This window comes from Kaustia mangrovi (assembly GCF_015482775.1).
GTDB lineage: Bacteria > Pseudomonadota > Alphaproteobacteria > Rhizobiales > Im1 > Kaustia > Kaustia mangrovi.
On sequence record NZ_CP058214.1, the window covers coordinates 2819152 to 2845192 of the forward strand.

Consider the following 26041-nt stretch of genomic DNA (forward strand, 5'->3'; position numbering starts at 1 on the left):
CAGCCGCGTTCCGACTCCTCGTCGCCCGCCCATTCCTCGCCGGCCATCAATCGGTTTGACACTTTCGGCCTCCTTTGCTCTTCTTGATCGCGAGTAGGGTGGATACTCACATGGCCGAAAGCATCCGGAAGGAGGACTGGGAGCGGTTCCGAGCGCTCGGCAAGGTTCCGCCGAGGATCCGCGAGGTCGTGCTCCAGTCCTGGCAGCGATCGGAGGCCGACAGGGGGATCCCGTCCCTCAAGCAGGCCCCGAGGGTGGCCGACGACGAGTTTGCCGCCATCCGGCAGCAGACCGGGCGGCTGCGCGAGGCCGCGCGCCCCGCGCTCGAGCGGGCCGGCTACATGCTGAACCGCGCCAATGCCATGGTTCTCCTGTGCAATGACAGAGGGGTCGTCACCGACACGACGGGCGACGCGCGCACCATCGCGCGCGGGCAGGAGAACCACCTGCATATCGGGGGACAATGGGACGAGGGGGCCATCGGCACCAACGCCATCGGCACCGCGATCCATACGCGCCGCCCGGTGCAGATCTGGGGCGTGGAGCACTATTGCGAGGAGATCCAGCGCTGGAACTGCGCGGCGACGCCCGTCTGCGATCCGGTGACGGGGGAGCTTCTCGGTCTTGTCGACATTTCCGGACCCTCCGAGTTCGAGCAGCCCCATTCGGCGGCCCTGTCCATGTCCATGGCGCTCCAGATCGAGGAGAGCCTGCGCCAGCAGGTGGGCGCGGAACGCCAGCAGCTCACCGAGCGCCTCCTGGTCCGGCGGATGCGCTGGGTCGATGACGAGGTGATGGTGCTCGACCGCTATGGCGCGGAGGCGTTCGCGACCGAGCATTTCGCCCAGATGGCCGGCGATCTCTGCGACCTGACGGAGTTCCGGCGCATGGCCTCGGGCCTTTCGCAGCGCCCGCGCGACGAGGTCATGGAGGAGCTTCACGCCGCCATGCCCAATGCGAGCATGGAGCTGGTTGAGGAGGCCGGCCGGCCGATCGGCGTCGTGGTCGCGCTGCGTCGGCGCCAGCGCAACGCGCCGTCCCGGCCCGCCCTCACGCTCGACCGGATCGCGGCGGGCGGCGTGGAGATCTCGTCGGTCTGCGAACAGGCGCGCCGCCTCGCGGCCAGCCGCATGCCGATCCTCGTCGAGGGTGAGACGGGCTCCGGCAAGGAGGTGCTGGCGCGCGGCATCCACCGGGAGAGCGGGGATCCCGAGCGCCCCTTCGAGGTCCTGAACTGCAGCCTGCTCACCGCCGACCGGCTCCGCCAGGAGCTGTCCGAAGGCGCGCTCGTCGCCCGCCTCGCACGCGCGGGCGGCACGATATGTCTCGACGAGCCGGCGGACACGCCCGCCGATGCCCAGGCGCTCCTTCTGGAGGTCGTGAAGGCGCTCGGCGGGGTGGAGACGTCCTCCGGCCCCATGCGCATCGTCTCGCTGTCGGCGCGTGACCTGTCCGCCGACATCCAGGCGGGCCGGTTCCGCGGCGACCTCTATTACCGGCTCGCCGCGGCGCGGATCGCCGTGCCACCCCTGCGGCAGAGAAGCGACGAGGTGGCCCATCTCCTGAAACATTTCGCGCGCGAGCTGGCGGAGCGCTCGCGCAGGCCGGAGCTCCGCTTCACGCCGGCCGCGACCGACCGGCTGTCGGCCTATCGCTGGCCGGGCAATGTGCGCGAACTGCGCAATCTGGTCGAGACGCTCTTCGCGCTCTCGCGCAACCGGCTGGTCGATCTGCGCGACCTGCCGCCGGAGATCGTGACGCCGGCGCGCGCGGACTGCACGCAGACGCTGCGGGCGCGCGAGAAGGCGGAGATCGTGAACGCGATCGCCAGTGTCGACGGCAATCTCACCGAGGCCGCGCGCCGGCTCGGCATCGCGCGCTCCACCCTCTATCTGAAGCTCGACGAGCACGGCATCCAGCGCGCCCGCAGGCACTGAGCGCGGGGGCCGCGCCGGCGGCCTCGGCCCGTATGCGGCTGCGAACGGGGTTTCGCGTCCGCAACATGTCGTCGGCGCCGTCCGAAATTCGGACACTTGCCGGCATCCCGCAGTTCCTACCCTTCCATCACGCGCCGGCTTTCCAAGGCGCGGGTAACGGGAGGAACTGCAATGTCATCCACTGAACAGCCTGTCCGCAGCGTTCAGGTGCTCGGCATCGACGCGGGCGGTACCATGACCGATACCTTCTTCGTCGACAGCGAGGGGGAGTTCGTCGTCGGCAAGGCCCAGAGCACGCCGGATAACGAGGCGCTGGGCCTGATCGCCTCCAGCAGGGAGGGGCTCGAGCACTGGGGCATCGAGCTCGGCGAGGCGCTGTCCCAGATCCAGACCGGGGTCTATTCCGGCACCGCCATGCTCAACCGCGTGGTCCAGCGCAAGGGTCTGCGCTGCGGCCTGATCGTCAATGCGGGCATGGAGGATTTCCACCGCATGGGCCGCGCGATCCAGGCCTATTTGGGGTTCGCCTACGAGGACCGCATCCACCTCAACACCCACTATTACGACGAGCCGCTGGTTCCCCGCCACCTCACGCGCGGTGTGATGGAGCGGATCGACATGTCGGGTACCGTGGTCATCCCGCTCAGGGAGGAAACGGCCCGTCAAGCGGCCAGAGAGCTCATCGCGCAGGATGTGGAGGGGATCGTCATCTCGCTCCTGCATTCCTACAAGAACACCTCCCATGAGCGCCGGGTGCGCGACATCGTGCTGGAGGAGGTCGAGGCCAGCGGCAAGGCCATCCCGGTCTTCGCCTCCACGGACTACTATCCCGTCCGCAAGGAGACCCACCGCACCAACACGACGATCCTGGAGGCCTTTGCCGCCGAACCCTCCCGCCAGACGCTGCAGAAGATCTCCAGCGCCTTCAGGGAGAACGGCTCGTGCTTCGACTTCCGCGTCATGGCGACCCATGGCGGCACGATCAGCTGGAAGGCCAAGGAGCTCGCCCGCACCATCGTGTCGGGCCCGATCGGCGGCGTGATCGGTGCGAAGTATCTGGGCGAGACGCTGGGCTACAACAATATCGCCTGCTCCGATATCGGCGGCACCTCCTTCGACGTGGCGCTCATCACCCAGAACGAGCTGACCATCCGGAACGATCCGGACATGGCGCGCCTCGTCCTGTCCCTGCCGCTGGTGGCGATGGACTCCGTCGGCGCCGGGGCGGGCAGCTTCGTCCGGCTCGACCCCTATACCAAGGCCATCAAGCTCGGCCCGGACTCGGCGGGCTACAGGGTCGGCGTATGCTGGGCCGACAGCGGTATCGAGACGGTGACCGTGTCGGACTGCCATGTGGTGCTCGGCTATCTGAACCCCGACAACTTCCTCGGCGGCCAGGTTCGCCTCGACCGGGAGCGCGCCTGGAACGCGCTCAAGGAGCAGGTGGCCGACCCGCTCGGCCTGTCGGTGGAGGATGCCGCCGCCGGCGTCATCGAGCTGCTCGACAGCGATCTGCGCGACTATCTGCGCTCGATGATCTCCGGCAAGGGCTACAGCCCGTCGAGCTTCGTGTGCTTCTCCTATGGCGGCGCCGGCCCCGTTCACACCTATGGCTACACGGAGGGGCTCGGCTTCGAGGACGTCATCGTGCCGGCCTGGGCGGCGGGCTTCTCCGCCTTCGGCTGCGCGGCGGCGGATTTCGAGTACCGCTACGACAAGTCGCTCGATATCAATATCTCGACCGACGCCGAGCCGGACTTCAAGGCGGAGCAGGCGCAGACGCTGCAGGCGGCCTGGCACGAGCTTACCGAACGCGTCCTGGAGGAGTTCGAGCGCAACGGCTATGAGCCCGACAAGGTCGCCCTGCAGCCCGGCTTCCGTATGCAGTATCGCGGCCAGCTCAACGATCTGGAGATCGAGAGCCCGATCCTGCGGGCCGACAACGCGCAGGACTGGGACCGGCTGGTGGAGACCTTCAACGACACCTATGGCCGGGTCTATTCCGCCTCGGCCCGCTCGCCGGAGCTCGGCTATTCGGTGACCGGCGCCATCATGCGCGGCACCGTGCCGATCCCCAAGCCGCGCATCCCCAAGGAGACCCTGTCGGGCGAAACGCCGCCGGAGGCGGCCAAGCTCGGCACCCGCAAGTTCTACCGCAAGAAGGAATGGGTCGACGCGCAGCTCTACCAGATGGAGATGCTGCAGCCGGGCAACCGGGTCGAGGGACCGGCGATCATCGAGTCCGACGCGACCACCTTCGTCGTCCCCACGGGTTTCGTGACGTGGCTCGACGCGCACCGCCTGTTTCACCTGAAGGAAATCTGACAGGGCCAGGGAGGAAAAAAGAGATGAACATCGCAGCAGAAACCAAACGCGGCATCGTCCGCGGCGGCGAGACGCTCAAGGAGCATCGCGACCGCCTGATGGAGGCCACACGGCGCACCGGCCACTATGCGGGCCTCGAGAAGAGGGCGCTGCATGACAGCGATCCCATCCTCTACAACAAGCTCTTCTCGCGGCTCAGGGCGGGCGTCGTCGATGCCCGCGAGACGGCCAAGAAGATCGCGGCCTCGCCGATCGTGGAGCAGGAGGGCGAGCTGTGCTTCACCCTCTACAACGCCGCGGGCGATGCGATCCTCACATCGACCGGCATCATCATCCATGTCGGCACCATGGGCGCGGCGATCAAGTACATGATCGAGAACGACTGGGAGGGCAATCCCGGCATCAGGGACAAGGACATCTTCTGCAACAACGACTCGCTTATCGGGAACGTCCACCCCTGCGACATCCACACCATCGTGCCGATCTTCCATGGCGGCGAGCTCGTCGGCTGGGTCGGCGGCGTCACCCATGTGATCGACACCGGCGCGGTCGGTCCGGGCTCCATGTGCACCGGCCAGGTCCAGCGCTTCGGCGACGGCTATTCGGTGACCTGCCGCAAGATCGGCGAGAACGACACGCTGTTCCGCGACTGGCTGCACGAGAGCCAGCGCATGGTGCGCACGACCCGCTACTGGATGCTCGACGAGCGGACCCGCGTGGCCGGCTGCCACATGATCCGCAAGCTCGTGGAGGAGGTGATCGCGGAAGAGGGCATCGAGGCCTACTGGAAGTTCGCCTACGAGGCCGTCGAGCATGGCCGGGTCGGCCTGCAGAACCGCATCAAGGCGATGACCATCCCCGGCACCTACCGCCAGGTCGGCTTCGTCGACGTGCCCTACGCCCATGAGGATGTGCGCGTGCCCTCCGACTTCGCCAAGGTCGACACGATCATGCACACCCCCTCGGAGATGACCATTCGCGGCGACGGGACGTGGCGCCTCGACTTCGAGGGCTCGAGCCGCTGGGGCTGGCACACCTACAACGCCCATCAGGTGAGCTTCACCTCGGGCATCTGGGTGATGATGACGCAGACGCTGATTCCCACCGAGATGATCAATGACGGGGCGGCCTACGGCACCGAGTTCCGCCTGCCCAAGGGCACATGGATGAACCCGGACGACCGGCGCGTGGCCTTCGCCTATAGCTGGCACTTCCTCGTCTCGTCCTGGACGGCCCTGTGGCGCGGCCTGTCGCGCTCCTATTTCGGGCGCGGCTATCTGGAGGAGGTGAATGCGGGCAACGCCAACACCTCCAACTGGCTCCAGGGCGGCGGCTTCAACCAGTATGACGAGATCCATGCGGTGAACTCCTTCGAATGCGCCGCCAACGGGGTGGGCGCCTCGGCCATCGCCGACGGGATCAGCCACGCCGCCGCCATCTGGAACCCGGAAGGCGACATGGGCGACATGGAGATCTGGGAGCTCGCCGAGCCGCTCGTCTATCTCGGCCGGCAGATCAAGGCGAGCTCCGGCGGCGCCGGCAAGTATCGCGGCGGCTGCGGGTTCGAGAGCCTGCGCATGGTCTGGAACGCCAAGGACTGGACCATGTTCTTCATGGGCAACGGCCATATCAGCTCCGACTGGGGGCTGATGGGCGGCTATCCGGCGGCGTCGGGCTATCGCTTCGCGGCCCACGAGACCGGGCTTGAGGAGAAGATCGCGAGCGGTGCGCCCGTGCCCCATGGCGGCGACACCGATCCGGAGAACCCCGTCTGGGACGGCATGCTGGAAGGGGCGCGGATCAAGCGCGACAAGCAGGCCATCACCACCGAGGAGATGTTCCGCGATCACGATCTCTACCTCAACTACATGCGCGGTGGGCCGGGCTTCGGCGACCCGCTGGACCGGGACCCGCAGGCGGTCGCCGACGACGTCAATGGCGGCTATCTGCTGCACCGCTTCGCCGACAGCGTCCATGGCGTGATCCTGGCGGAGGCCGGCGACGGGCTCTACGGCGTGAACGAGGCGGCGACGGAGGCCCGCCGCGCCGCCATCCGCAAGGAGCGGCTGGAGCAGTCCGTGCCGACGGCGGAATGGATGGCGAAGGAGCGCGAGCGGATCCTCGCCAAGGATGCCGGCCTCCAGGTCCAGCAGATGTTCGCCGCCTCCTTCAAGCTCGGGCCCCGCTTCGAGGTGTCGTTCCGCGAGTTCTGGGACCTGCCGGAGAGCTGGGTGCTCGACGAGGCGGACCTGCCGATCCCCTCCTATGGGCGGGAGTACTCGATGGACCTGTCGGAGCTGCCGGACGTGCGCACCGTGGAACTCGTCGAGCAATGAGAACGAGCCGGGCCGCGGGGGCGGTCCCCGCGGCCCGCCAATCATAAAGGGAGGAAACCATGGCCTATACGAAGGCAAAGATCCGGGATCTGGTCGACGGCAAGATCGACCGCGACACGCTGCACCAGATGCTCTCCACGCCGAAGGATGCCGAGCGCTTCGAGATGTATCTGGAGATCCTTCAGGAGCAGGTGCCCTGGGACGACAGGATCGTTCTGCCGCTCGGCCCGAAGCTCTTCGTCGTCCAGCGCGCGATGGACAGGAAATGGGTGATCCGGAGCTGGGCCGGATACGATTTCTGCGACTGGCAGGAGAACTGGAAGCTCCATGCGCGCATCCGCGTGCGCGAGACGCCGGAGCAGATGGAGGAGCTCTATCCCCGCCTCATGGCGCCGAGCACCGACTGGCAGGTGATCCGCGAATATTTCTGCCCGCTCTCCGGAGACCTCCTCGATGTGGAGGCGCCGACGCCCTGGTATCCGGTCATCCACGATTTCGAGCCGGATATCGACACCTTCTATCGCGACTGGCTCGGCCTCGAGATCCCCGAACGGGCCTGACGCAGGTCTTCCCCGCCGACCCCTCGGCGGCGCACGGGCTCCACCCCCTCCTCCGGAGCCCGTGCGCTCTCCGTCTCGCCCCGCCCCGCCACGGGCCCGGATTCGCCCCGTGGCATTTTTGCGACAGGACGGGGGATAAATCCGAATGCCGGCGGGGCCCGGCGCGACGGCATCCGGCGCCGGCCGCCATCGCGATCCCCGCGAAAACATTACTTTTTCAGTCAAGAATTCCGTCGGCGGCGTCCTGGCCGGCGATACATTCCTGGAATTGATCTAAATCATTGCTATTGCAAGAGAAATTCAAAGTGCATTAAAGCCGGTCATCATCGGTGTCCAGAGGGCTGGACACGCCAAGGCCGTCTTCCGGGCTCGTCTTCCGTCCGTATCATGCACCAGTGCGATCCCCATATGCCGTATCTCCTGCCCGGTGGCCCGGCCGGCGGGATATGGCGTGCGTCCGCCAGAGCGAGGGCCGGCTGATGTGGGACCTGCAGAAGCTCTTCCTGCGGCATGCGCGCGAGATCGACCGCTTCCTGAGACGGCGCGGCCACAGCCCCGAGACCGCCGCCGACCTGACCCAGGACACCTTCTTGCGTGTGATGACGGCGGCGGCGCGCCGCGATGGCGGCAATCCGCGGGCCTATCTGCACCGGGTGGCGCGCAACCTGTCGATCGACCTGCGCCGCCGGGAGTGCCGCATGGAGCATGTGAGCCTGCCGGAGGAGGAGATCCACGCCATTGCCGATCCTTCCCCCTCGCCGGAGACTGCGGCCTATGACCGCGAGCGGCTGAGGATCGTCGAGAGCGCCATCGCGGAGTTGCCGGAAAGGACGCGCCGGGCCTTCCAGCTGCACCGGCTGGGCGGCCGCACGCTGAGCGAGGTGGCCGGCGAGCTCGGCCTGTCCACATCGCGGACATGGGTTCTGATCCGCAAGGCCTATCTCCATCTGCGCGCCCGTCTCGCCGAGGCCGGCGACGACCCGGCCTGAGAAAATTGCCGCCCGCCAATCGTTCCAGATAGTGTGGGACGCAATCCGACGGCCTCCGCAAGGGGCCGCGCCATGGAACGGATAGCCATGACCGAGGACATGCCGGAAGACGACGCGCTGTTCGTGGAGGCGCTCGACCTGATCATCCGGCTGCAGAACGATCCCGACAACCCCGTCGCGCGCGACCTGGTCCGCCGCTGGCGCGCGCGCGGCCCCCGGCACGAGGCGGCCTGGGCGGAAGCCGTCGAGCTCCACGGCATGGCCGGCGAGGTGCTCCGCGACGGCGGCCGGACAGGCGCGCCGTCGCGGCGCAAGGTGATCCTGGGCGCCGCCGCCGGGGCGGCCGCGCTCGGGCTCGGCGCGCTCTACGCACCGGAGCTGCGCCTGAGCCTCATGGCCGACCACATGACATCGACGGCGGAACTGCGCCGGATCGCGCTCGAGGACGGAACGGCCGTCACGCTCGGTCCCGACAGTGCCATCGCGACAACCTTCACGCCGGAGCACCGGCAGGTGGAGCTGCTCGACGGCATGGCGTTCTTCCAGGTGGCCGACGACACCGGCCGCCCGTTCCGCGGCATTGCCGGCGATCTGTCGGCGACGGCGCGCGCAGCGGCCTTCGCCATGAGCCGCGATGCCGGCTTCCTGACGGTATCGGTGGACCGTGGCGGCGTGGACCTCGCGGCCCCGCAGGCACGCTTCTCCGCCGGGGTGCGGCTGTCGCGCGGGGAGTGGCTCACCCTGGACGGCCGGTCGTCCTCGATCGAGCGCGGCGCCCGCGATCCAGGCCAGATCGCGGCCTGGCGGGACGGTCTGGTCGTCGCCGAGCGCGACACGGTGGCCGCCGTGGTGGCGAGGATCGCCCGCTGGCAGCCCGGCCGGGTCCTGATCGCCGATACGGGGCTCGGCGAGCGCCGGATCAGCGGCGTGTTCGATCTCCACAATCCCGTCGCGGCCCTGAGGGCCGTGGTCCAGCCCCATGGCGGCACGGTCCGCCGGTTCTCGCCCTGGCTGACCGTCATCTCGTCCGTCTGAGAAAAATCCCCGGCAGGGGAGAAAATCCGCAAGGCCCGTTCGTTTCATTCAGTAGGGGCTGCCGCTAGCCGCTGCCAACCGTCCAGCCCCTTCCGACAGACTGAAACGGAGAGATGGATCATGGGGCCAGAAGGTCGGTGCGAGGGGAGAAGACGTGTCGGCGCACATCTGTTCATTGCGGCATTGCTTGCCTCCGCAGGCGGCGGCGCGGCCATGCTGGCCGGTGCGCAAGCGGTGCAGGCGCAGGCACGCCAGCAGGTTTCGTTCAACCTTCCCGCCGGGCCGCTGCCGGCGGCGCTGGCGGCGTTCGGCCGCCAGGCCGGTCTTCAGGTGACCTACCGCCCCGAAATCGCGTCCGGCAAGCGCTCGCCGGGCCTGTCCGGCGCCTTGCCGCCCGACATGGCGCTGGGACGCCTCCTGCAGGGGTCCGGGCTCGCCTACCGCTTCACGGGCGCACGCACTGTGGCGATCGTCGATCCCGCCGCGCCCGGCGATGTCGGTGCGGTGGCGGACGGCTCGACCCTGCTCGGCGCCATCAACGTGACCGCGGGAGGCGGCAATCCGGTCGAGCGCCCCTACGAGACGCCCGGCGCCACCGCCTATATCTCGGAGGAGAACATCGAGCGCTTCCGCGGCAGCAACCCGGCCGACATGTTCCAGGGCACGCCCGGCGTCATGTCGGGCGAGGCGCGCAATGCCGGCAGCGCCATCGACGTCAATATCCGCGGCATGCAGGGCATGGGGCGCGTCGAGGTGACGGTCGACGGGGCGGAGAACGCCGTGACGGTCTATCAGGGCTATCAGGGCATATCGAACCGCACCTTCGTCGATCCCGACCTGCTCGCCGGCATCGACATCACCAAGGGGTCCGACGTCGCCTCGAACGGCATTGCGGGAACGGTCGCCATGCGCACGCTGGATGCCGGCGACATCGTGAAGGAGGGCAACCGGTTCGGCGTGAGGCTCAAGGGCGGCTTCGGCACCAATACGAGAAGCCCGAAGGACGGTGCGGTCTCCGGCTATGACTGGCCCAGCGGGCAGCCGGACGCCCCGACGCCCTCGCCGGACGGCATGAACCGTCCGTCCTTCCTCACCCCCACGAGCGGATCGGGCAGCGTCGTCGGGGCCTACAAGGGCGACCGGATCGACCTGCTCGCCGCCTATGCCTACCGCAAGCGCGGCAACTACTATGCGGGCGAGGAGGGGCCCGGAGCGGAGCCGGTCAATATCGGCCCGCGCGAATACTGCACGGCCTGGGGCAACTGCTCGCAGGTCGAGGATTACTACGTGAATGGCGGCCTCACCAACTACCGCCCGGGCGAGGAGGTGCTCAACACCCAGCTCGAGACCGAATCCTGGCTCGGCAAGGCGACAGTACGCTTCGGCGACGGACACAGCCTGAAGCTCGGCTATACGGGGTTCCGCAGCGAAGCCGGCGACCGCCTCGCCTCGCGCCTGACGAGCGGGTCCTCGCAGGCGACCCAGCAGCCCCAGACCGCCGGCACCAGGCTCGACACCGGTACGCTGCACTACAACTGGCAGCCTGACGACAACGACCTGATCGCGCTCAAGGCCAATCTGTGGTTCACCCACCTCGAGCTGCGCAATCCCAAGCGCACCGGCTTCACCCTGCCCGAGCCCGGCGACTTCCGGCCCGGCTCCGATTCCGACCTGTGGGGCGGGGAGATCGCGAACACCTCCAGGCTGTCCACCGGTTTCGGCGCGGTCGATGTCGATTATGGCATCTCCTATCGCGGCGAGGACACGCGGCCGAGCCCCGGCACGAAGGAGGCGGAGACCTGGCTCGACCTGCGCGACGGGATCCGCCATGAGGTGGCGGGTTTCGCCAAGATGGCCTGGCAGGCCCGGGACTGGCTCACCGTCGAGGCCGGTCTGCGCTACGCCCATGTCTGGTCGAAGGACCGCAACGACCCCTATCTGGAACGCAACTACACCTACGATTCCTCGTTCAACGACGGGGGCTTCAGCCCGTCGGTCGGCGTGACGGTGGAGCCGGTCGACTGGGCACAGCTCTATGTGAGGTATTCCAACGTCATGCGCGCGCCGAGCATCATCGAATCGGTGTCGGCCTTCACCATGAACGTCAACGAGAACCTCAGGCCGGAACGCTCCAGCAACTGGGAGATCGGGGCGAATCTCATCGGCGACGGGCTGATCGCCGCCGGCGACCGGGGCATGGTGAAGCTTGGCTACTTCAACTGGGTGGTGGACAACTATATCGCGCGGGAGTGGTACACCTACCCCAATGGCTCCATGGGCATGCGCATCTTCAATATCGACAGCGCGTCGTTCTCCGGACTGGAGCTGTCCGGGCGCTACGAGATCGGCGGGTTCGCCGCCGAGCTTGCGGCCAATTACTATCTCGATGTGGAATTCTGCCGCACGGCGGACAGCTGCGAGAGCAAGTCGCTCTATGCCGACTACGCGACGAACCAGGTGCCGCCCGAATATTCCGTCGACCTGACGCTGTCCCAGAGATTCTTCGGCGATGCGCTGACCGTCGGCGGCCGCGTCTCCCATATCGGCCCGCGCGCGGTCGGCCATGGCGACGTCACCGGGCAGGGCATGTCGCAGTTCATCACCAAGATCGACTGGAAGCCCTACACGCTCTTCGACGTCTTCGCAGAATACAGGTTCAACGAGAACTTCACCGCCAGCGCGCGCATCGAGAACCTGATGGACAAATACTATGTGGACCCGCTGAGCCTGGTGAACCAGCCGGGGCCGGGACGGACCTTCTATGCCTCGCTGACGGCCTCGTTCTGAGGCGCGCGCAGGCAGCCGCGACCGGCCGGAAAACTTTTTTGCAAGATCGGGCGGCGTGGATCGTCATCTCTATAAGAGCCCGTTTCAGGCTGGCGCCGTGCGATCTCGACGGCCCGGCTCCCGGGAGCCCATGCGAACAGGAGTAGCGACGATGGCAATGACGGAGACCGCAGACCCTCAAGAGGCGAGCCGCGCCAGGCGGCTGAAGGCCCGGACCCACGAGACGCATGACCGCCTCGACAAGGCGATCATGGCCAACGAGCCTTTCTCCAGCCGCGCGCGCTATGGCCGGTTCCTCGAGGTGCAGCACGGTTTCCACCGCGATATCGACGCGCTTTACGGCAACGAGGTGCTCGACCGCTTGTTGCCCGACCTGGCCGGGCGCCGTCGCCTCGGGCTGATCGAGCAGGACCTTGCCGATCTCGGTGTCGCGCAGCCGGAGCGCGACGGGGCGCCGGCTTTCGGGCCGGGCCGCGCCGTCGACATCCCGACCGCGTTCGGCTGGCTCTATGTGGCCGAAGGCTCCAATCTCGGTGCGGCATTTCTCCTGAAGGCCGCTGCGGCGCTCGGCCTGTCTGAGACGTTCGGCGCGCGGCATCTGGCCGGTGCGCCGGAAGGGCGCGGACTGCACTGGCGCACTTTCACCGCCGCGCTCGATGCGCTGGATCTGCCCGAGGCGGAGGAGGCGCGTGTCACCGCCGGGGCGGAAGCTGCCTTCGCCCGCGTGCATGGTCTCGTTCTGGACCGTTTTGCCGCCTGACCGGCCGGCACACCCTGAAAATCCCCAGGCTCCTCATGCCGCGCTGGGTCCGGAGTCGCCGCCGCCATCGAATGAACCGTCCCCCCCGTCCACGGGCCGGGGGCGGCGCGCGGCGAAATCGATGACGGGTGCGGGGCTGGCCGGCATGCGGGAGGCTTGCGGCCCGGGATGGGGCCGGCTGGCCTGACCGGAGGCCGCCGGCTGGTAGGCCACGGCCTCCAGCCGCAGCCGTTCCGTGCCGCCGCCGGGCCGCTCGACCTCCACCGCGTCGCCGGCGGCGAGGCCGAGCAGCGCGAGGCCGCGTAGCGTCGTGACCGGCAGTGTCGCGCCCTGCATGGCGCGATTGCCGTCGAGGACGAGGATGCGGGTGTCGGTCGGCCCGCCGTCGACGTTGAAGACCACGCGGCTGTCGAGCGTGGCGATCCGGGGGTCGATATCGTCGCGGAACAGGACGGTCGCGGCGGAGAGCTTCGTCCGCAGGAGCCGTCGGAAACGCGCAGCGCCGCTGCCGGGCGTGCGCTCGAGCAATCGCTCCAGGAGAGTAAAATCCTTCGCCGTCAGGCGGCAATGAGGGGCGTTGACCAAGGCGCATCTCCGTCGCGCCGGGCCTCCCTAGGAGGATCCGGCGTCAAGGCAGGTCCGTCTGTGGGGTGGTTGTGCGCGCTATCGCCGGCGCGGGCCGGCGCCGGCGCTCAGGCCGAGGCCGCGCCGGTCCGGGCGGCCTTGCCGGGCGTGCCGGCCGCGGGCGGCTCGACACTCACGACCGTCAGCGCGTGGCGCCGGCCGTCGCGCGCGGTCCAGGAGATGGACTGGCCGGGGGCGAGGCCCAGAAGCGCGGTTCCCACAGGTGTGAGAATGGAGACGCGCCCCTCCGCGATATCGGCATCGCCGGGAAAGACGAGCGTCACGCGCCGCGCTTCGCCGGCGTCGGAGCGGAATTCGACGGTCGAGCCCATCGCCACGACATCCGCCGGCATCCGGCGTGCGGGGACGACGCGCGCCCGGTCGAGCTCCGACAGGAGCTCGTCTGCGGCATCCGCCCAGCGCTCCGGCGCCGCGCCGGCAAAGGCGGAAAGCTGTTCGTAATCGTGGTCGCTGACGGTGATCTTCGGCTTGCGCCGCGTGTTCTGGGCCATGGCAGAGCAGGACTCCTCTCGAGCCGCAAAGGGTGAGGCGTCGGCGCGGGCACGATGCCGTCCGTCCGATGCCGATATGTCTGGAAAGCGCCTGCTGGGATGGCTGCAGAGGATGCAGCGCGAGCTATGCCCCCGGAGCTCGGGGGCGCATCTAGGGCCGAGCCGGGGGCTGGGATTCCGCGATCGGATGGATCCGGAGAACTGCGGGGCGAATTCTGCTCATGGGTCCGAGTGTGCCCGGTTCCCTGCCTTTGTCAAGTGAGGTGGAGCCGGTAGCGAGGCAGTTCGGAATTCCGCTACCGACCCATCTACGCCGTTTGGGTTGCGTGCACCCAGGCCTGCTTCAAAGCCCGGATGGCACGGTCCATGTCTCCGGAACGTCTTGCTGGAGGGCTGGAATGGCTCAGCGTCCCTCTGGAACCGCTATCGCGAGTTGCGGATGGCCGTCCGAGGTTTTCTCCCGGGATGTTCCGGCAGGGCCGACGACGCCCGTCACGCGCTTTCGGAAGTTCGAGAAGCCATCGAAGGTAACGACGTCTACAGCCTCGTCGAGATCGAGGGTGAGCCGATACCAGGCGGGCCGGACTGCTTCGACGGCAAGAATCTCCGCCTCGAAGGGTTGATTGAGATACCGGCCTTTCACACGGTCGCTCACGGTCCACACCGCCGGGGGCCGGTTGCCGATCTTCGCGTGAAGCGTATTCCAGTCGCGATAACCGTACTGGTGGGCGAGCAGCTCGAGCGACTTGCTGTGGCCGATGCTCGTGCCTTCCGCTTCCAGCTTGGCGCGCAGGCGCCTTGCCTGTTCCTTTGCCTGGGGAATTGAGGATGGTAATGCGATCATAACTGCATTCTCCGCGAGACGTGTTGCTGAAATGGATTCGAGCCGGTTCGATCCGCCGGCCGGGGGCTCAGGCTGCAGCCTTGAACAGACCCCATCTGAGCTCTTCGCGTTGCGCCCTCGCCGCCAGGACGACCGCCGCCAGGCCGAGGAGCAACAGCTCCGCGGCCGGCCCGGCCATCCATATGCCCTGCTCGCCGAAGGCGAATGACAGCAGGAAGATCAGTGGGATGGCGAAGAGATACGGCTTCGACAGCGCCAGTATCGCCGCCCGCCCCGCGTCGCCGATTGCCTGGAAATAGGTGGCGATCATTGCCAATGGGCCGGCTGCGAAGAACATGGCGACCATCACTGGCATGATCCGCGCCACCTCGCCGGCGACCCGGGCATCGGCAACGAAGAGAAAGCTGGTCGGCCCCGCAAAGCCGATCAGGACGGCCTCGGCGGCGAGGCAATAGATGAACGCGAGCGCGATTCCCAGCCGTAAACCGTCGTCGGAGCGGCGCCACAGCTCCGCGCCGAAATTGTTGCCGACGATCGTTTGCAACGCCTGGGAAAGCCCCAGGAGCGGCAGGTAGACGAAGGTCATGATGCGGGTAACGATACCGTAGGCCGAGACGGTAATGGCGTAGCTACCGGTGTCCGCGACTTGCAGGGCAACGATGATGGCCGCCGAAACCAGAGCCATGCCGAGAAAGCCCAGGCTCTGCGGCGCGCCCAGCGCCAGGATACGCTGCCACGCTGTCACGGGACTGTAGCGATACAGGGCGCTCAGCCTCAGCTCCGTGCGGCCCCGCGTGCGAAAGGCGGCGACGATGAGAAGCGCCAATCCCCATGCCATTGCCGTGCCGAAGGCCGACCCGGCCACGCCGAGATCGAGGATCGCGATCAGCACATAGTTGAAGCCGACATTGGAAAGCGAGATCGCAAGGCTCATCGATGCCATGAGGCCTGTACGCCCTTCGTTGCGCAGCGCGTCCGAATTCACCGAAACGACGAACAGGACCGGTGAGAAGAGCACGAGAATACCGAAATAGATGCGTCCCATTGCGGCCAACGATTCCGAGCCCTCCGCGGCGAGCAAGGTCACCTGCCGGCCAAATATCGCAAACAGCAGGATCAAACCGACGCTCACGGCGAGTGCCAGACCGTGCGCACCGGCGAAGACAGCCCGGGCTTCGCTGACGAGCCCGCCGCCCAGATGCCGCGCGAGAAGGCTCGACATACCGCTGGCGACCAGCGTGGCGAGCGCGACGATCAGCATATGGAGCGGAAACATTAGCGTGACCGCCCCAAGCGCCTCCGGGCCGACGAAAACGCCAAGGAACGCGGCATCGACGAGGGCGGTCAGCCCGTTCAGGCTCATCACGAGGATGATGGGCAGGGCAGTCTTTGCAAAGACGGCGCCAAGCGGGCCATGCGTGAACATGTTGGGGGTGACGGCTTCAGACGACATCCCGATCTCCTCATCACAAGCATCTCGTGACTGGCGATGGGTGCTCGCATTGCCACCCGCACGAAATGCGTGGAGGTGAGGAAACAGTCGTCTGAGCCAGAACTTCACCGAGACCAACAGGCCGCGAGCGGCGGGTGTCTGGAACCTGAGGTTCTGGTTATACAGACGATCGGAGGACGTCAACCGAATTGCCGGGATCGAATGGGGCCGTCAGCAAATGGGTTCGCTGGCCGCGAAGCTGCAGCCTGAGGCTCGTGCCGCCGGCCTCACTCGGCCTCCTCGTGCCAGGTGCGCCGGTCGCGTTCGATGAGGGCGATGGCGGCGCTCGGGCCCCAGGTGCCGGCCCTGTAGCCATGCGGCGCGGTTCGCGAGGCATCCCATGAGGCGCGGATCGGGTCGATCCAGGCCCAGGCGGCGGCGACCTCGTCGCGGCGCATGAACAGGGTCTGGTTTCCGCGCACGACATCCAGCAGCAGCCGCTCATAGGCGTCGGGCGGGCGGGTGTCGAAGGTCTCCGCGAAGGACAGGTTGAGCGGCACCTGCCTCAGCCGCATGCCGCCGGGGCCCGGATCCTTGATCATCAGGTACAACTTGACGCCCTCGTCCGGCTGGAGCCGGAGCACGAGCTGGTTGACGAGGATGCGTCCGGCCTCCGGGCCGAAGATCGAATGCGGGATGGAGCGGAACTCGATGACGATCTCGGAGGCGCGCCGCGCCATGCGCTTGCCGGTGCGCAGATAGAAGGGCACGCCCGCCCAGCGCCAGTTCTCCACCTCCGCCTTGATCGCGACGAAGGTCTCCGTGCCGCTCGCGCGGCCGAGCTCGTCGGCATAGCCCGGTATGTCGGCGCCGCCCGCCGCGACGCCGCGATACTGGCCCCGCACGGTGAGGTCGGCGGCGGCATCGCCGGTTATCGGCTTCAGCGCCGTCAGGATCTTCAGCTTCTCGTCGCGCACCGCGTCGGCGGTGAAGGCGGCCGGCGGCTCGAGTGCGACGAGGCAGAGGAGCTGCAGGAGGTGGTTCTGCACCATGTCGCGCAGCGCGCCGGACGCCTCGTAATAGTCGGCCCGCCCCTCGACCCCGATCTCCTCGGCCACCGTGATCTGGACATGGTCGATCTGGGCGGAGTTCCAGAGCGGCTCGAACAGCGCATTGGCGAATCTCAGCGCCATGAGGTTCTGGACCGTCTCCTTGCCGAGATAATGGTCGATCCGGTAGATCTGGCGCTCCGCGAAGACGCGCCCCACCGCCTCGTTGATCGCCTCCGCGGAGGTGAGGTCGTAGCCGAGCGGCTTCTCCAGCACGACGCGGGAGTTTGCCGTCGCGAGGCCCGCCTCGCCGAGCCCTTCGCAGATCGGCCCGAAGAGGTCCGGCGCCACGGCAAGATAGAAGGCGCGGATCCGGGTCTCGTCGCGGTCGAGCCTGTCGGCGAGCGCTGCCCAGCCGGCGGGGTCGGTGACGTCCAGATGGATGTGGTCGAGGCAGCCGAGGAACCGTGAGAGCACCTCGCCGTCATGGTCGCCAGGCGAGCCGTGCTCGCCGATCGCCTCTGCGGCCATGGCGCGATAGGCCTCGCGCGCCATCCCGCTGCGCGACACTGCGAGGATGCGGGAGCTCTCGTCGAACTGGCCGTCGGCGAAACGGTGGAAGAGCGCCGGCAGGAGCTTTCGGCAGGCGAGATCGCCGCTGCCGCCGAACACCACATAGTCGAACGGCGTGACGGGAATGATGCGTGTGGTCATGTGCGCCGGGCTCGCCTTCTCGATGACGGTCATGATGCACGCATTGCCGGCGGCGACCAAGGCCTCTGCCGGCCGGGATATCGGGGTTCAGTGCGCACGCGCCACATGGAGCTGGCCGCGCATGACGATATAGGCGCGGTAGTAGTTGAAGACGCCGCCCATGAAGAACAGGATGCTGCCGGCCAGATATTGCCAGGCGATGAAGCTGAACAGGACATAGTGATCGCCCGCGCTCTCTATGGTCCACAGATAGGGGACGGAGGCCACGACGAAGAGGGTGGAGCCGACCACGAAGGTCACCGCCGTCAGGTTCATGAGCTGCATGGTGATGAGCGAACGCGCCCTGACGATCTGCAGGACGTTGACACTGGCGCCGACGACGAACAGGGCCGAGCCGATCACGAAGCACCAGGAGCCGAGCATCAGCCAGCCCCACCAGGAGAGGAAGAAGAGGCTGCCGGCCGTGAACAGGATCGTGCCGCCGAGATAGCTCGAGGCGGCGGTGTATTCGAGCTTCTCGCCCGGCGTATGCCGCCGGTTGCGTTTCCAGAAGCGCCGGACCTCCACCATGTCGTGGCCCGTGACGACGAGATAGAGAAGGGAGCCGAAGAAGAACAGCCACGCCCCGAGATTCGCATAGGCCTCGAACCGGGGAAGAACATGATGCTTCCGGCGATGAACACCGCCCCGCCGAGCTTGTAGAGCACGGCGTTCAGCGTCTCCCACCGGAAATTGGCCCGGGGGTCGGCATGGGTGTCGGTGAGGGAGGAGTATTTCGGGCGGTTGGTGAACAGGTGCGGCATCGTGCGGGGCGGGGTCCTCTCTGGCGGTCGTCCGGCCGGGCGCTCGGTCGCCTGGGCGGAAAGCTATTATCGTGCACGGGCCACTGGCCGTGCGGTGCGCAAGGAGGGTGCCCGGCCGCTCCGGGGTGAAGCGGTCAACCGTATTGCCGCTTCAGGGCGTCGAGCCCGGTGGTGTAGATCGTCTCGATCACCTCCACGGCCTCGTCCTCGCTGGCGCCGGAGGGGGCGAAGCGTCCGGACCAGCGCACGGTGCAGCTCGTCTCGCTGTCCGGCTCGACCGCGATGGTGGAATGATAGTCGGCGACCGGCAGGGGGCCTTGCGCGATGGTGTAGCGATAGCTCATGGTCTCGTCGTCGCGGGTTTCGAGCTTCTCCACCAGCGTGTCGCTGTCGGGAATGGTCAGGTTGCGGTAGAGCGCGCCGTCGTGCTCTTCCACTGCGCAGGCGGAGATGGCGGGATGCCATTGCGCGATGCTCCCGAAGTCGCCCACGACCGCCCATATGTCGGCGGCATGCGCGTTGAGCGTAATCGAACGTGTCACCTCGGCCATGCTCTGGTTTCCCCCCATCCGGTCCTTGTGCTCGATGCTGGCCCAACGTTATCAGCCCGCCCGCCTCAGGCAAACCGGGCCTTGCGCCTTTTCTTCCCGAAGCCTGCTTGTTATAGGCGGGGGGAGCGTCAAGAGGGACCTGGAGCGTCATGAGCGTGATGAAGCTGGCGATTGCCGGTGCGGCCGGCCGGATGGGCCGTACACTGACCCGTATCGTCCACGAGACGGAAGGCTGCGAGGTCGCGGGCGGCCTGGAGCCCCCGGGCTCGCCGCATCTGGGCGCCGATATGGGCGTGCTCGCCGGTATTGGCGAGATCGGCGCCACGGTCGGCGAGGATGCCCTGGGCCTCGTCAGCCGGATCGACGGGGTGATCGACTTCACCGTGCCGGCGGCCACCGTCGCGCTTGCCGAGCTCACCGCGCAGGCCCGCATCGTCCATGTCATCGGCACGACCGGCTTTTCCGCCGACGACGAGGCGAAGCTCAGGGCCGCCGCCCGCCACGCCACCATCGTGAAGTCCGGCAATATGAGCCTCGGCGTCAATCTGCTCGCCGCGCTCGTGCGCAAGGTGGCCGCGACGCTCGACGAGGATTTCGACATCGAGATCGCGGAGATGCATCATCGCCACAAGGTCGACGCACCGTCGGGCACCGCACTGCTGCTGGGCGAGGCTGCGGCGGAAGGCCGCGACATCCCGCTGGAAGCCCATGCGGTGCGCACCCGCGACGGCCATACGGGGCCCCGGCCCGACGGCGCCATCGGCTTTGCCACCTTGCGCGGCGGCTCGGTCGTGGGCGAGCATTCGGTGATCTTCGCCGGCGAGGCGGAGCGGCTCGAACTGTCGCACAAGGCCGAATCCCGCGATATCTTCGCGCGCGGGGCCGTCAAGGCGGCGCTGTGGGCGCGCGGGCGCAAGCCCGGCCTCATGTCCATGGCCGACGTTCTCGGTCTCGCCGATTTCTGATCGGAAGGCCCGTTCGGCCTCCCACACCGCCCATCACATCTCAAGGAGGATGTCGTTCATGGACCGTCTTCTCGTACTCGTGCGTCACGGGCAGAGCGAGTGGAACCTGAAGAACCTGTTCACCGGCTGGAAGGACCCGGACCTGACCGAGAAGGGGGTCGAGGAGGCCCGCCGCGCGGGCCGCGCGCTGAAGGCCCGGGGGCTCGCCTTCGATGTTGCCTTCACCAGCGTTCTGACCCGCGCCCAGCACACGCTGTCGCTCATCCTGGAGGAGCTCGGCCAGACCGATCTGGAGATCGTCCGCGACGAGGCGCTCAACGAGCGCGACTATGGCGATCTCACCGGCCTCAACAAGGACGATGCGCGCGCGCGCTGGGGCGAGGAGCAGGTCCATGTCTGGCGGCGCTCTTTCGACGTGCCGCCGCCGGGCGGCGAGAGCCTGAAGGATACGGCGGCGCGCGTCCTGCCCTATTTCCGCGCCGCGATCCGGCCGCGCATCGAGGCCAATGACCGGGTGCTCGTGGCCGCACACGGCAATTCGCTGCGCGCGCTCATCATGGAGCTGGAGGGCATGTCGGGCGAGGAGATCGTCAAGCGCGAGCTGGCGACCGGCGTACCCATCGTCTACCGGCTCGACGCCGCGGGCAAGGTCGTCGAGCACGAGGTGCTGTCGGCCTGAGGACCCCGCGCCATGCGGGGATGGGCGCCCGCCGTCAGGTGGCGCGGCTGAGCGCCCGGCTGAGCGCGGTGGCGAAGCTGCGGCGCTCGTCCGGGGACAGGAAGGCGCCGATCTGCAGCCTGCGACCGTGCGAGGTGAGATAGAGCGGGCCGCAGGTCTCCAGCGCCTCGTTCTCCTCCAGCTCCACGCGCACCCAATAGGGAATGAAGCGCCACTCCTTCGGCTCGGCGTTGCGCGCCACGCGGCGCACCACCAGCTCGCGCTCGGTCAGGGCGACGCTCTCAAACAGCCGGGCATCGGCGAAATTGCGCCGGAACGCCCAGTAGACGAGCGCGACGTCGAGCCCGAAATAGCCGAAGACCGGCCAGGCGCCCATCATGAGGAAGGTGATGCCGGCGGCAAAGCTCGCAATGGCGAGCAGCGCCATCACGACGAGGAAGGCGCGCGGGCTCAGCGACCGGTGCGGCGTGAGCACCGCGGAGAAGCGGACGGTGTCTGTGGCGGCGGTGTCGGCGGCTGTCATGATCGCCATTATAGGGCAGGATGCCCCTCCCCGCTCAACAGGCGATTGACGGGGCGGGCTCACTTGCGCCCTTATGTCGTCCACAGACCGGCCCACCCGCCCGAGAGAACAGCCACGCCCCATGCCACGCCTGTCCAGACTGTCTCGTGCCGAGATCGAGGAGATGTTCGCCCGGTTCGAGAGGGCCGATCCCGACCCGCGCGGCGAGCTCCATTACACCAATGTCTTCACCCTGCTCGTCGCGGTGGTGCTGTCGGCCCAGGCGACGGACGAGGGCGTCAACAAGGCGACCACGCCGCTGTTTGAGACGGTCGACACGCCGGAGAAGATGGTGGCGCTCGGCGAGGAGCGGCTGCGCGAGGCGATCAAGACGATCGGCCTCTACCGGAACAAGGCGAAGAACGTCATCCAGCTCTCCCGCGACCTGATCGAGCGCTTCGGCGGCGAGGTCCCGCACGACCGCGAGGCGCTCGAGAGCCTGCCCGGCGTCGGGCGCAAGACGGCGAATGTGGTGCTAAACACCGCCTTCGGGGAACCGACCATCGCCGTCGACACCCATCTCTTCCGCCTGTCGAACCGCACCGGCCTCGCGCCGGGGCGCACGCCGGCCGAGGTCGAGGGAAAGCTCATGAAGCTCGTGCCCAACCGCTACAAGGTCCACGCCCATCACTGGCTCATCCTGCATGGCCGCTATGTCTGCAAGGCCCGCAAGCCCGACTGCCTCGCCTGCCTGATCCGCGATATCTGCCGCTATCCCGAGAAGACGGTATAGACAGTAAATTCTGCTCGTCATCCCCGCGAAAGCGGGGATCCAGCTACGCTGATCCGGCTTATGGATTCCCGCTTTCGCGGGAATGACGAGGCGTTTGGCCGACCCGCTTGTAGATGTGCACCATATAGGCGGTCGCGAACAGCGGCAGAAGCAGGTTGGCGAGCGGCAGGAGGGCGAGCGCGGCGGGGATGAGCCCGGCGGCGAAGACGCGCGCGGCATTGTCCTTGCGCAGTTGCTTCGCCTCGCGCACGCGCATATGGCGCATGGCGGCCATCTCGAAGAACTCCCGGCCGAGCAGATAGGCGTTGGCGAGCAGCATGGCGATGACGCCGATGCCGAACAGGAAGGTCGGCAGGACGAGCAGGTTGACGGCGAGAACCACCGCGGCGAACTGCAGGCCGGTCGCGATGGCGGGCCACACGGGCAGATCCCGGCCCGGCGGGTCGGCGGGATAGTGCACCCGCTCCACCCGTTCCGCGATCTCGTCGAGGAAGAGCCCTGCGAACATCGCGGCCACGGGCGCGATGAGCACCACCATCAGGACGATGAGGCCGAGCCCGGTCAGCACATCGATGGCGGTATCGACCCACGGCCAGGGGGTGAGCGTCAGTCCGCTCACGATGAGCTGGACCACCACCCACAGCGCCACGAACAGGGCGAGCGTCAGCCCGAGCGACTTCCACAGCACGGCGCGGAAGGGCGGGGAGAACATCTGGGACAGGGTCTTGAGGGCGGCTGGGATCATGGCTGACGGCGGGTTCGCTCGGATTGTCCGTCCAGGTGGAACAGGGGTGCGCAGAGCATTTATAGGCTGCGCGCGGTCCCTTCAAGCCGTGCGGACGTTCACGACGGCATGGCGTCGGCCGCGAAATGGCCGCCGCCACGGTCGTTCAAGGTCACATGGTGGGGACTGAAGTCGAGCGGGCGGATCGGTGTCGGGACCTCGCCGGAAAGGCTGGAGAGATCCCCGCGCCGTCTCCTGGGGTCGGCAATCGGCACCGCCTCGAGGAGGCGCTGGGTATAGGCATGGCAGGGGTCGGTGAAGACGGCGCGGCGCGGGCCGATCTCCACGATCTGGCCGAAATACATGACCGCGACGCGGTGGCTCACCTCCTCCACCACGGCCATGTCGTGGGAGATGAAGAGATAGGCGATGCCGAGCTCGGCCTGCAGCTCCTGCATGAGCTCCAGAACCTGCGCCTGCACGGAGACGTCGAGGGCGGAGACGGATTCGTCGGCGACGATCACCTTCGGCCCCACGCTCAGGGCCCGGGCGATGCAGATGCGCTGGCGCTGGCCGCCGGAGAATTCGTGCGGATGGCGCGTGCGGTGCTGGGGCTCCAGCCCGACGCGCTCGAACAGCCAGGCGACGCGCTCGTCGATCTCCGCGCCGCGGGCCAGATCGTGGATGACGAGGGGCTCGGCGACGAGGTCGCCCACCGTCATGCGCGGATCGAGCGAGGCGAAGGGGTCTTGGAAGATCATCTGGATGTCGCGCCGCACGGGCCGCATGGCGCGGTCGTCGAGCCCGGCCGTCCTGTGGCCCGCGATCTCCACGGCTCCCGACCACGGCACGAGATTGAGCAGCGCCTTTCCGGTAGTCGACTTGCCGCAGCCCGACTCGCCGACGAGCGACAGCGTCTCGCCGGGCCTGATGTCGAAGGAGATGCCCTCCACCGCATGGACGCGCCGGATGGGGCGCTGAAGCAGCCCGCCGTGAATGTCGAAGCGCACGGTGAGGTCGCGCACGCTCACCACGGGGGCGCCTTCGGGGGCGGGGGCCGGCGGTGTCGCGCGCGGCGCGCCGCGTACGCGCGGGCCATCCCGGTCGGCGAGGCTGCCGAGCCGGGGCACGGCGGCGAGCAGCCCCCGCGTATAGGGATCGCGGGGCTCGGAGAAGATCGAGAAGACGTCGCCCGTCTCCACCACCCGGCCCCGGTTCATCACCAGCACATGGTCGGCCATCTCCGCCACCACGCCCATATCGTGGGTGATGAGCACGACGGCGGTGCCGAACTCGCTCTTGAGGTCGTTCATGAGCGAGAGGATCTGGGCCTGCACCGTCACGTCGAGCGCGGTGGTGGGCTCGTCGGCGATCAGCACCTTCGGATTGCACGACAGCGCCATGGCGATCATCACCCGCTGGCGCATGCCGCCGGAGAGCTCGTGGGGATACTGGGCGAGGCGGCGCGACGGCTCCGACAGGCGCACCGCCTCCAGCATCTCCAGCGCCCTCGCGCGCGCCGCCCTCGCCGGCATGTCGCGATGCATGCGCAAGGCTTCCGTGAGCTGCCGGCCCACGGTCATGACCGGGTTGAGCGAGGTCATGGGCTCCTGGAAGATCATCGCGATCTCGTCGCCGCGCACGCGCCGCATCTCGCGTTCCGACAGGGCGAGAAGGTCGCGCCCGGCAAGCAGCGCCTCGCCGCCCGTCACGCGCACCGAGCCCGGAAGCAGGCGCATGAGCGACAGCGAGGTGATCGACTTGCCCGATCCCGACTCGCCGGCGATGCACAGGGTTTCGCCGGCGCGCACGGAGAAGGAGACGTCGTCGAGAATGACCTTGCCGCCTTCCTCCGAGCGCGCCTCGGCGGAGAGCCCGCGCACGTCGAGAACGATATCGCCCGAAGCGGTCATGGCGCTCCCGCTGTCCTAAAGCCAAGCCTATTGCGACCAGATCGGCCTGACCCCCTCATCCTCCCATCGCTTGCGCGATGGGCCCCTCCCTCTCCCGCGAGGGGAGAAGGAAAAGGGAAAGCGGATGGCCCAAGCGGACCCTCTCCCCTCGCGGGAGAGGGTGGCGCCGCGAAGCGCGCCGGGTGAGGGGGTGTGAGCCAGACATATGCGATAGCCCTCCCGCCTGGGGAAGGGTGGTTCGATCTCATGACACTCCATCCCCTAGTCCAGCACGATGCGCGGGAAATAGAAGGAGACCGCCCAGTTCGGCTGGTCGACGATCTCGGAAATGCGCAAGTCCCCGCAGACCGAGCACAGCATGTAGGCCTCGACCGGCGTCATGCCGTGGCGTGCGGCGAGAAGCTCCACCATCTGGGAGAGCGCGGTGCGCGCGCCCTCCATCAGGTCCTCGCCGATGCCCGTCGTCACCTCGTAGCCCTTCTCGTCGAGATGGCGCGAGACGGGGCCGGGCGTGGTGAAGCGCGGCATGGCGAGATCGGCGCCGCGCACGATGTCGAGCGTCAAGACGGTGTGCATCGGGCTCTCGATGGCGGTGCCGCACACCTCGCCGTCGCCCTGGGCGGCATGCGTGTCGCCGATGGAGAACAGCGCGCCGGCGACCTCGACGGGCAGATAGAGCTCGGTCCCCGCCGCCAGGTCGCGGATATCCATATTGCCGCCCATGCGCCGGGGCGGCACGACGGAGTGTAGCCCCGGCTCGGCCGGGGCGAGCCCGATGGTGCCGGCGAAGGGCTTGAGCGGCACGCGCCCGCCCGGCCCGTAGGCCGCCGGCGCCATGGACACCTTGTCATAGCTCCAGATATGGAGCGCGGGGTCCGGGAACTGGTCGGCGAGCAGCCCGAAGCCCGGAATATTGGCCGTCCAGCCGAAGCCGGAGGGCTTGTATTCGTGAATGGTGACCTTGAGCGCGTCGCCGGGCTGCGCGCCGTCGACGAAGATCGGCCCGGTCACGGGGTTGATCTTGCCGAAGTCGAGCCCGGGCACGTCCGCGACGGTGGAGTCCGGGGTCAGCTGGCCGCCGGACGCGTCGATGCACTCGAATTCGAGCGTGGTCCCCGGCGCGACGGTCATGACGGGCGGGATCGAACGATCCCACCCGAAATGATGATGCGCGCCGTGAATGGTGTGTTCGGCGGCCTGGCACATG

General features: G+C 67.9%; 22 protein-coding genes. 11 read left to right on the forward strand and 11 right to left on the reverse strand.

Features of this window, described 5'->3' with window-relative positions:
- The first annotated feature begins 110 nt into the window (after positions 1-110).
- The 8 genes from HW532_RS13095 to HW532_RS13130 all read left to right on the forward strand — a co-directional run bounded on the left by HW532_RS13095 (position 111) and on the right by HW532_RS13130 (position 12729).
- Positions 111-1937 (forward strand): sigma-54-dependent Fis family transcriptional regulator, encoded by a 1827-nt coding sequence (locus HW532_RS13095; protein ID WP_213160905.1) that lies wholly within the window; start codon positions 111-113, stop codon positions 1935-1937.
- Between the two features lie 171 nt (positions 1938-2108).
- Complete coding sequence (locus tag HW532_RS13100; protein WP_213160906.1) at positions 2109-4262, forward strand: hydantoinase/oxoprolinase family protein; 2154 nt, start codon at positions 2109-2111, stop codon at positions 4260-4262.
- Between the two features lie 23 nt (positions 4263-4285).
- A complete protein-coding gene (locus HW532_RS13105; protein WP_213160907.1) occupies positions 4286-6598 on the forward strand; it encodes a hydantoinase B/oxoprolinase family protein in 2313 nt (770 codons plus the stop codon).
- A gap of 59 nt (positions 6599-6657) precedes the next feature.
- The gene (locus HW532_RS13110; RefSeq protein WP_213160908.1) at positions 6658-7158 is read left to right on the forward strand and encodes an acetone carboxylase subunit gamma; all 501 of its coding nucleotides are present in this window, start codon (positions 6658-6660) and stop codon (positions 7156-7158) included.
- Between the two features lie 479 nt (positions 7159-7637).
- Positions 7638-8147: an RNA polymerase sigma factor gene (locus HW532_RS13115; protein ID WP_213160909.1), complete on the forward strand. Its 510-nt coding sequence runs from the start codon at positions 7638-7640 to the stop codon at positions 8145-8147.
- 72 nt (positions 8148-8219) lie between these two features.
- Complete coding sequence (locus tag HW532_RS13120) at positions 8220-9182, forward strand: FecR family protein (protein WP_246478937.1); 963 nt, start codon at positions 8220-8222, stop codon at positions 9180-9182.
- 120 nt (positions 9183-9302) lie between these two features.
- Positions 9303-11969: a TonB-dependent receptor gene (locus HW532_RS13125; RefSeq protein ID WP_246478947.1), complete on the forward strand. Its 2667-nt coding sequence runs from the start codon at positions 9303-9305 to the stop codon at positions 11967-11969.
- A gap of 157 nt (positions 11970-12126) precedes the next feature.
- Positions 12127-12729, forward strand: a complete 603-nt coding sequence (locus HW532_RS13130; protein ID WP_213160910.1) for a biliverdin-producing heme oxygenase — start codon at positions 12127-12129, stop codon at positions 12727-12729.
- A gap of 33 nt (positions 12730-12762) precedes the next feature.
- On the opposite strand, the gene HW532_RS13135 is transcribed toward HW532_RS13130, so the two are convergent.
- The 7 genes from HW532_RS13135 to HW532_RS13165 form a co-directional block, all read right to left on the reverse strand.
- Positions 12763-13314: a nucleoside-diphosphate kinase gene (locus HW532_RS13135; protein WP_213160911.1), complete on the reverse strand. Its 552-nt coding sequence runs from the start codon at positions 13312-13314 to the stop codon at positions 12763-12765.
- Positions 13315-13421: 107 nt separating this feature from the next.
- Positions 13422-13865 (reverse strand): nucleoside diphosphate kinase regulator, encoded by a 444-nt coding sequence (gene rnk, locus HW532_RS13140; protein ID WP_213160912.1) that lies wholly within the window; start codon positions 13863-13865, stop codon positions 13422-13424.
- Between the two features lie 403 nt (positions 13866-14268).
- A complete protein-coding gene (locus HW532_RS13145) occupies positions 14269-14709 on the reverse strand; it encodes a glyoxalase superfamily protein (RefSeq protein ID WP_213160913.1) in 441 nt (146 codons plus the stop codon).
- A 67-nt stretch (positions 14710-14776) separates the two neighbouring features.
- A complete protein-coding gene (locus HW532_RS13150) occupies positions 14777-16162 on the reverse strand; it encodes an MATE family efflux transporter (RefSeq protein ID WP_213160914.1) in 1386 nt (461 codons plus the stop codon).
- Between the two features lie 266 nt (positions 16163-16428).
- The gene (gene zwf / locus HW532_RS13155; RefSeq protein ID WP_213164561.1) at positions 16429-17904 is read right to left on the reverse strand and encodes a glucose-6-phosphate dehydrogenase; all 1476 of its coding nucleotides are present in this window, start codon (positions 17902-17904) and stop codon (positions 16429-16431) included.
- Between the two features lie 87 nt (positions 17905-17991).
- A complete protein-coding gene (locus HW532_RS13160; RefSeq protein ID WP_213160915.1) occupies positions 17992-18630 on the reverse strand; it encodes a YrhK family protein in 639 nt (212 codons plus the stop codon).
- Between the two features lie 211 nt (positions 18631-18841).
- Positions 18842-19258: an SRPBCC family protein gene (locus HW532_RS13165; protein ID WP_213160916.1), complete on the reverse strand. Its 417-nt coding sequence runs from the start codon at positions 19256-19258 to the stop codon at positions 18842-18844.
- Positions 19259-19407: 149 nt separating this feature from the next.
- On the opposite strand from HW532_RS13165, the gene dapB reads away from it, so the two are divergent.
- Positions 19408-20223: a 4-hydroxy-tetrahydrodipicolinate reductase gene (gene dapB / locus HW532_RS13170; protein WP_213160917.1), complete on the forward strand. Its 816-nt coding sequence runs from the start codon at positions 19408-19410 to the stop codon at positions 20221-20223.
- Positions 20224-20281: 58 nt separating this feature from the next.
- Positions 20282-20902 carry a 2,3-bisphosphoglycerate-dependent phosphoglycerate mutase gene (locus HW532_RS13175; protein WP_213160918.1) on the forward strand — a complete coding sequence of 207 codons (621 nt, stop codon included), beginning with the start codon at positions 20282-20284 and terminating at the stop codon, positions 20900-20902.
- Between the two features lie 34 nt (positions 20903-20936).
- Here HW532_RS13175 and HW532_RS13180 read toward each other — a convergent pair whose 3' ends face one another.
- Positions 20937-21425 (reverse strand): DUF2244 domain-containing protein, encoded by a 489-nt coding sequence (locus HW532_RS13180; RefSeq protein ID WP_213160919.1) that lies wholly within the window; start codon positions 21423-21425, stop codon positions 20937-20939.
- A 121-nt stretch (positions 21426-21546) separates the two neighbouring features.
- On the opposite strand from HW532_RS13180, the gene nth reads away from it, so the two are divergent.
- A complete protein-coding gene (nth, locus tag HW532_RS13185) occupies positions 21547-22197 on the forward strand; it encodes an endonuclease III (protein WP_213160920.1) in 651 nt (216 codons plus the stop codon).
- A gap of 58 nt (positions 22198-22255) precedes the next feature.
- Here nth and HW532_RS13190 read toward each other — a convergent pair whose 3' ends face one another.
- The 3 genes from HW532_RS13190 to HW532_RS13200 all read right to left on the reverse strand — a co-directional run bounded on the left by HW532_RS13190 (position 22256) and on the right by HW532_RS13200 (position 26040).
- Positions 22256-22942 carry a sulfate transporter family protein gene (locus HW532_RS13190; RefSeq protein WP_213160921.1) on the reverse strand — a complete coding sequence of 229 codons (687 nt, stop codon included), beginning with the start codon at positions 22940-22942 and terminating at the stop codon, positions 22256-22258.
- A 98-nt stretch (positions 22943-23040) separates the two neighbouring features.
- The gene (locus HW532_RS13195) at positions 23041-24834 is read right to left on the reverse strand and encodes an ABC transporter ATP-binding protein (protein ID WP_213160922.1); all 1794 of its coding nucleotides are present in this window, start codon (positions 24832-24834) and stop codon (positions 23041-23043) included.
- A 261-nt stretch (positions 24835-25095) separates the two neighbouring features.
- Positions 25096-26040: an acetamidase/formamidase family protein gene (locus tag HW532_RS13200; RefSeq protein WP_213160923.1), complete on the reverse strand. Its 945-nt coding sequence runs from the start codon at positions 26038-26040 to the stop codon at positions 25096-25098.
- Position 26041: the final 1 nt, after the last annotated feature.